This is a genomic window from Bradyrhizobium sp. PRIMUS42 (genome assembly GCF_023006515.1).
Classification (GTDB): Bacteria; Pseudomonadota; Alphaproteobacteria; order Rhizobiales; family Xanthobacteraceae; genus Bradyrhizobium.
In genome coordinates this window covers 1-416 of sequence record NZ_JALBGZ010001627.1, presented here as the reverse complement: position 1 = coordinate 416, position 416 = coordinate 1, and the positions used below count along the sequence as shown (strand labels likewise).

The 416-nt window shown below is 69.2% G+C and carries 1 protein-coding gene; it reads right to left on the bottom strand.

Annotation, left to right across the window (positions count from 1 at the left end):
- A partial coding sequence (locus tag MOV75_RS41995; protein WP_247008766.1) for an FAD-dependent oxidoreductase occupies nt 1-278 on the bottom strand: 278 nt, incomplete at its 3' end.
- Nucleotides 279-416 lie beyond the last annotated feature (138 nt).

Below are 416 nucleotides of genomic sequence, written 5' to 3'. Positions count from 1 at the left end.
AAGGCGGCGCGCAGGCCGGCATTGGCGGGCTCGGGCACCGTGCCCGACAGGTACTGCACGGCATCCGCAACACTGTCGGAGAGCCCAACTTCCTTCATCTTGGCATTGGCGGGGATCCAGACCATGCCGTAAGACCACGCTGCGGTGCCGCCGACGAAGGCGGTCTTCTCGATCACCAGCACGCGCAGGCCTTCGGCAGCGGCCACGGCCGCCGCCGTCATGCCACCGGCACCGGCGCCGATGACAATGACGTCGTAGGTCTCGTGCGCCGGCATCATGCGGCAAGGGTCGGGACGCGAGGCATGGCACCGTCATACCCCGCCCCGACCGTGGAGCGCTAGCGTTGCGGCTTGCGTTCGATCGGGTCGATGTCGATCGCCCGCAGGCGGCCGAGCCGCAGCACGTCCATGGCGAGC